Genomic DNA, 6072 nt, shown 5'->3' on the forward strand with positions numbered 1-6072 from the left:
TTATGCAATAAAGAAAATCGTTGCTAAATATTAAAACAATTGCAGAGGAGTGCCGAAATCGAATTGTGCTTTTAACAAAAATGGGGACCTACAATGCTTGGATATTCTTCGAAAACATGTGAATTTCTGTTCTTAAGTTAGAAGTATCATTTATCTTTCTGACTAAATCGATTCCGTAAATCGACCTGACATATCAGCTTAGAAAGACTTATAATTGTGTTGTATGTTTTATGTTCAATAAACCCATGAGAATCAAAAAACTTCAAATCCTTTCTTATTGTGTAGTGCTTACGCTCTTTTTTTCGTGTCAGGCTGTCGGAGATAAGCGAGTTATTAAGCTTGGCCACGGACTTGGCATCACTCACCCAGTACACGAAGCAATGCTTTTTTTGGCAGAAAAAGTAGAAGAGAAATCCGGCGGAAAAATGGTCGTGAAAATATATCCAAATCAACAGTTGGGAAGTGAGCGTGAACTGGTAGAACTTCTTCAGATTGGCAGTTTGGGAATGACCAAAGTATCTTCAGCTGCCTTGGAAGGATTTGCCCCTACCATGCAGGTATTTGGGATGCCTTACTTATTCAGAGATGATACCCATCAACTTGCAGTTTTGCAGGGTGAGATAGGTAAAAAGCTTTTGCTTGATCCTCAGAAGTATCTTTTACGAGGTCTTTGCTACTATGATTCTGGGAAAAGAAGCTTTTACACCAAAAATAAACCAATAGAAACTCCAGCGGATCTTGCAGGGTTGAAGATCCGAGTGATGGAAAGTAATACTGCCTCCAATATGGTGAAAAGTTTAGGAGGTTCTCCGACGCCGGTTTCCTATGGAGAACTTTACACGGCATTGCAGCAAGGTATAGTAGATGGCGCTGAGAATAATGCGCCGAGTCTTTATACATCCAAGCATTACGAAGTCTGTAAGTTCTATAGCATAGATGAACATACTGCTTTGCCAGATGTGATGATTGTAAGTACTAAAGTGTGGGAAAGTCTAAATGCGCAGGAGCAACAATGGCTTCAAGAAGCGGCTGATGAATCTGCTACATACGAATATAAAATCTGGGCAGAAGCTACCGAAGAATCTTTAAGCGAATTGAAAAAGGCTGGTGTGACTATCAGCTATCCAGATAAGGAGCCATTCCGGGAAGCTGTTGAATCAATGTATACTGATCTCAAAGTACAACAGCCTGAAATCTATAAAATCGTAGAGGAAATTCGCGCTGTAAAATAATTTTTAACCCAAAGTATCAACCCTATGTTTTCACCCCAAACCAAGATAAACCTGGATAAGTGGATTGCCCATTTTCTGGTCGTTTTGATGGCACTTATGGTGCTCAATGTGACCTGGCAGGTGGTTTCACGTTATGTTTTTCAAAGTCCAAGTTCATTCACTGATGAATTATCACGTTACATGCTGATCTGGGTAGGAATGCTTGGCGCTGCTTATGTCGCAGGCAAAAATGAGCATTTAGCGATCGATATTCTCCTAACTAAACTGGAGGAAAAAGCACAGGATAAATTAATGATTTTGATCAACTGCTGTATTTTGGTCTTCGCCCTTGTAGTTATGGTCATAGGTGGTTCAAACCTAGTTTACCTGACTTTTATCTTAGAACAAAGATCAGCAGTGCTGCAGATTCCTCTTGCATATATTTATGGAATCATTCCTTTTAGCGGGCTACTGGTAATGTACTACCAGTTGGTTGCAATTAAATTTTTGGCAACTATTAAAACCGCTGTGTAATGGAAGTATTAAGCGTATTAGTATTAGTAATTTCCTTTCTTTTCTTCTTAGGAATAGGTGTTCCAGTAGCATGGAGTCTAGGACTTTCCAGCTTGCTGACTTTGATGGTAACGGTGCAGACTATGCCGGCAATTACCACAATTGCACAACGTATGGGGACAGGGTTGGATAGCTTTTCCCTATTGGCTATTCCATTTTTTATTCTTGCGGGTGAATTGATGAACCGAGGTGGGATAGCCAATCGTTTGATAGAATTTGCGAAAGCACTCACAGGAAGGATGCGCGGAGGTTTGCTGCATGTAAATATCATTGCTGCGATGCTTATGGGAGCGATTGCAGGTTCTGCGGTTGCAGCTGCATCTTCTATGGGAGGTATTTTGGGAAAAAGAATGGAAAAAGAAGGTTATCCTAAAGAATTGGGAGCCGCAGTGAATATAACATCTTCTACGACTGGATTGATCATTCCACCTTCCAATGTTTTAATCGTATATTCTCTTGCTTCAGGGGGAGTTTCTGTGGCGGCATTATTTGTAGCTGGATATTTACCAGGCTTGCTGGTTGGTGGCATGTTGATGGTGACTGCTGCAATAATGGTGAGAATTCATAAGCTTCCAGCTGGAGAAGGCTCTACGCTAGCTCTGATTTTAAAAACCTTCTGGCAAGCAGTACCGAGTTTATTTTTATTAATTGTTGTGATAGGTGGGATTATCGGAGGTGTTTTTACAGCTACAGAAGCTTCAGCTATTGCGGTGGTTTATTCCCTAGTCTTATCCATGATCTATCGTGAACTGAAAGTAAAAGACTTGCCTTCTGTATTGCTGAAGTCTGCTGAGACTACAGCTGTAGTAATGCTTTTGATTGCTACTTCTATGGCTATGTCTTGGGTGATGTCCAGCGAGGATATTCCACAAAACATTTCAAATGCTCTTTTGGGATTGAGTGATAATATTTTTGTTATCCTTATTATGATCAATGTGCTATTGCTCTTTGTCGGGATCTTTATGGATATGACTCCTGCGGTATTGATTTTTACTCCTATTTTCTTACCTGTTGTGACAGCGTTGGGAGTGGATCCAGTCCACTTTGGTATTATGATGGTACTCAACCTATGTATTGGGCTTTGTACCCCGCCAGTAGGCTCTATTCTCTTTATTGGTGTAGGAGTGGCAAATACAACGATTCAAAAAATACTGAAACCCATGCTCCCATTTTATTTTGCAATGGTCTTGGCGTTGATTCTGATTATGCTTTTCCCGGAGATTTCACTTTGGCTTCCGAGAGTGTTCGGGGTGTAGGGGGTGGATGTCGGATGACCGATGAGAAAAAGCAAAACAAAAAACAGCAGTCGAAAACTGCTGTTTTTTGTTTTTGGGTGTTTTGATCTTTAAGTGAAGATTTCCGTAAATTGTGATGAGGTAAAAAATTACACCATGGACTCTATAATTGTAAATCCTAAAAATGAGAAAGAACTGAAAATTGTAACAGAGCTTTTGGAAAAGCTTGGGGTAAGCAATGAGGTTTTTTCATTTAATAAAAGGGAAGATTTTGAATTACTTCTTAACTACTTTGAAGCGCAACAAAAGAATGAGGAATATGAGATTCCTGAGGAATATTACCAAGTTTTAGATGGGAGGAGAGCAGAATATCTCAAAGGTAATTCTAGAACAAGTTCCTGGGAAGAAGTCAAAGCTAGAGTGACAGGAAAGAGGGAATGACCTATACCCTTCAAATTCTTAATTCTGCTGAAATTGAAATTTCGGATGCTTTCACTTATTACGAAGGGAAAGTAGCAGGCTTAGGTCTGAGGTTTTTAGGGTCTGTTCGAAGATCATTAAGTCTAATTGAAAAAGCTCCTGAAATTTATCCATATAAGAAAATGCCTTTTAGAAGTTGCCCGTTAAAAGGATTTCCTTACCTGATTTTTTATGCAATTGAAGGAAATGTTATTGTGGTCTATTCAATCTTCAATACTGCTCTAGACCCTGCGAAATGGCCATGGAATAAGTGATCAACTTAATTTCTACTTTCTGAAACTTTTGTCAATATCTTGAGTTCGCTTTATCCGACATCCGACATCCGACATCCGACATCCGACATCCGACATCCGACATCCGACATCCGACATCCGACATCCGACATCCGACATCAAACTACCTCTCCACCTCTTTCAGATTTTCCATCTTCTTATTTCTAAGGAAGCCATTAATGTCTTCGAAGTGCTCTTTCACCCGCTTATTTCCGAATTCAAACACTTTGGTTACCAATCCATCCAAGAAATCTCTATCGTGAGATACGATGATCAGCGTACCGTCAAAGGCTTTCAAAGCATCCTTGATGATATCCTTTGTCTTCATATCCAAATGGTTTGTAGGCTCATCCAGAATCAGCAAGTTTACAGGCTCCAGCAAAAGTTTGATCATCGCCAAGCGGGTTTTTTCACCACCAGAAAGAACCTTTACTTTTTTGTTGATATCATCTCCTTTGAACATAAATGCGCCCAAAATATCTTTCACTTTAGTACGTACTTCACCCACGGCTATGTGATCGATCGTTTCGAAAATTGTCAAGCTTTCATCTAAAAGGGAAGCCTGATTCTGCGCGAAATAGCCGATCATGGAATTGTGTCCCAATTCGCATTTGCCTTCAAAATCAATTTCTCCCATTATCGCCTTGATCATGGTGGATTTACCTTCCCCGTTTTTACCTACAAAAGACACTTTCTGGCCTCTCTCAATAGTCATGGAGGCATTCTTGAAGACCACATGTTCATCATAACTTTTGCTCATGTCTTCTACGATCACAGGGTAATTACCTGATCTAGGGGAAGGAGGGAAGCGTAGTTTCAATGCTGAGCTATCTACTTCATCCACCTCAATGATTTCCATTTTCTCCAGCATTTTCACTCGGGATTGTACTTGGAGTGTTTTGGAGTACGTGCCTTTGAAACGGTCAATAAATCCTTGGATATCTGCTATCGTAGCTTGCTGTTCTTCATATTGCTTTTGCTGCTGCTCACGACGTTCTTTTCGAAGTTCTAGGTAATGGCTGTATTTTGCTTTATAGTCATACATCCTGCCCATTGTTAACTCAATGGTACGCGTCGTAATATTATCCACAAAGGCTCTATCGTGGGAAATTACCACAACAGCTTTTGCTTTATTCAGGAGAAAATCTTCCAGCCATTGAATCGATTCAATATCCAGATGGTTAGTAGGCTCATCAAGTAGAATCAGATCAGGCTTTTGTAAAAGAATCTTTGCCAACTCAATTCGCATTCTCCATCCTCCGGAAAACTCCGAGGTAGAACGTGTCAGATCAGCTCTCTCGAAACCCAAACCAAGCAAAACTTTCTCTACCTCAGCTTCATAGTTCACTTCCTCAATGGCATAGAACTTCTCCGAAAGCTCAGATACCTGCTCGATCAATTTGTAATATCCATCGGATTCGTAATCCGTACGCACAGTCAATTCTTCATTGATCCGCTCGATCTCCGTCTTCATATCCAGGTAGCTGGCGAATGCTTTGGAAGTTTCCTCCATCACAGAGCAATCATCCGAAGTGAGCAGGTGCTGCGGAAGATAGGCCACTACAAAGTCTTTAGGGGCAGATACAGAGCCCGAACTTGGTTTGGTCTGACCTGCGATGATCTTCAAAAGAGTAGATTTGCCAGCACCATTTTTACCCATAAGGGCTATTTTGTCGGTTTCGTTGATGGCAAAAGAAATATTGCTAAAGAGTGTGGAACCGCTGTGAATGACGGCGACATTATCTACTGAAATCATAAGTCTTGGAATTGAAGCGGCAAAGGTAAGGTTTCATATTTGAAATTTGTAATTGAAAATTTGAGATGGACTAATTCTATCACTTGCTAGATTAGTTTTGAAGTTTAGGATTTTAAATTTAGATTGAGATAATGCTAATAATTATGAAAAAGAATCCTACGACGATCAAAGAACATTTTGAACAGAAATATGGTCAAATTGGAAGTGAATCCAGAAGAGTCTTTGAAGAAAAGTCACAGGCATTTATGATTGCTGAGTTGGTAAAAGATGCTAGAGCGAAGGCCGATATGACTCAAGAGAAACTGGCTCAAAAACTGAACGTTAAGCGGACGTATATTTCTAAGATCGAAAGAGTAGTAAGTGATATCCGTGTATCTACGCTCAAAAAAGTGATAGAGGAAGGTTTAGGAGGAAAGCTTCATATTACGGTTGAAGAGACTGTAATCTAAACTCTGTCTAAGACTTTGAATTTAAGTTAAAGTTTATAAGATAGAGCAGTATGAAAGAACAAGAATCGACATTCAAGAAGAAAGTATTAGACCAGT

The 6072-nt window shown here is 39.9% G+C and carries 7 protein-coding genes; 6 read left to right on the top strand and 1 reads right to left on the bottom strand.

What is annotated here, in order from left to right:
- Positions 1-245 precede the first annotated feature (245 nt).
- The 5 genes from SYJ56_RS20955 to SYJ56_RS20975 all read left to right on the top strand — a co-directional run bounded on the left by SYJ56_RS20955 (position 246) and on the right by SYJ56_RS20975 (position 3753).
- Complete coding sequence (locus SYJ56_RS20955) at positions 246-1232, top strand: TRAP transporter substrate-binding protein (protein ID WP_323837583.1); 987 nt, start codon at positions 246-248, stop codon at positions 1230-1232.
- 24 nt (positions 1233-1256) lie between these two features.
- Entirely contained in the window at positions 1257-1745 is a 489-nt protein-coding gene (locus tag SYJ56_RS20960; protein WP_323837585.1) for a TRAP transporter small permease, read from the top strand.
- Positions 1745-3040 carry a TRAP transporter large permease gene (locus SYJ56_RS20965; protein WP_323837587.1) on the top strand — a complete coding sequence of 432 codons (1296 nt, stop codon included), beginning with the start codon at positions 1745-1747 and terminating at the stop codon, positions 3038-3040. The genes SYJ56_RS20960 and SYJ56_RS20965 overlap by 1 nt, the downstream gene beginning before the upstream one ends.
- A gap of 135 nt (positions 3041-3175) precedes the next feature.
- The gene (locus SYJ56_RS20970; protein WP_323837589.1) at positions 3176-3460 is read left to right on the top strand and encodes a hypothetical protein; all 285 of its coding nucleotides are present in this window, start codon (positions 3176-3178) and stop codon (positions 3458-3460) included.
- Positions 3457-3753: a type II toxin-antitoxin system RelE/ParE family toxin gene (locus tag SYJ56_RS20975; protein WP_323837591.1), complete on the top strand. Its 297-nt coding sequence runs from the start codon at positions 3457-3459 to the stop codon at positions 3751-3753. The genes SYJ56_RS20970 and SYJ56_RS20975 overlap by 4 nt, the downstream gene beginning before the upstream one ends.
- Positions 3754-3895: 142 nt before the next feature.
- On the opposite strand, the gene SYJ56_RS20980 is transcribed toward SYJ56_RS20975, so the two are convergent.
- Complete coding sequence (locus tag SYJ56_RS20980) at positions 3896-5527, bottom strand: ABC-F family ATP-binding cassette domain-containing protein (protein ID WP_323837593.1); 1632 nt, start codon at positions 5525-5527, stop codon at positions 3896-3898.
- Between the two features lie 143 nt (positions 5528-5670).
- Between SYJ56_RS20980 and SYJ56_RS20985 the strand changes: the two genes are divergently transcribed.
- Entirely contained in the window at positions 5671-5976 is a 306-nt protein-coding gene (locus SYJ56_RS20985; protein WP_323837595.1) for a helix-turn-helix domain-containing protein, read from the top strand.
- Positions 5977-6072 lie beyond the last annotated feature (96 nt).

Origin of the sequence: Algoriphagus aurantiacus (assembly GCF_035156405.1) — a bacterium.
GTDB classification, from domain to species: domain Bacteria; phylum Bacteroidota; class Bacteroidia; order Cytophagales; family Cyclobacteriaceae; genus Algoriphagus; species Algoriphagus aurantiacus.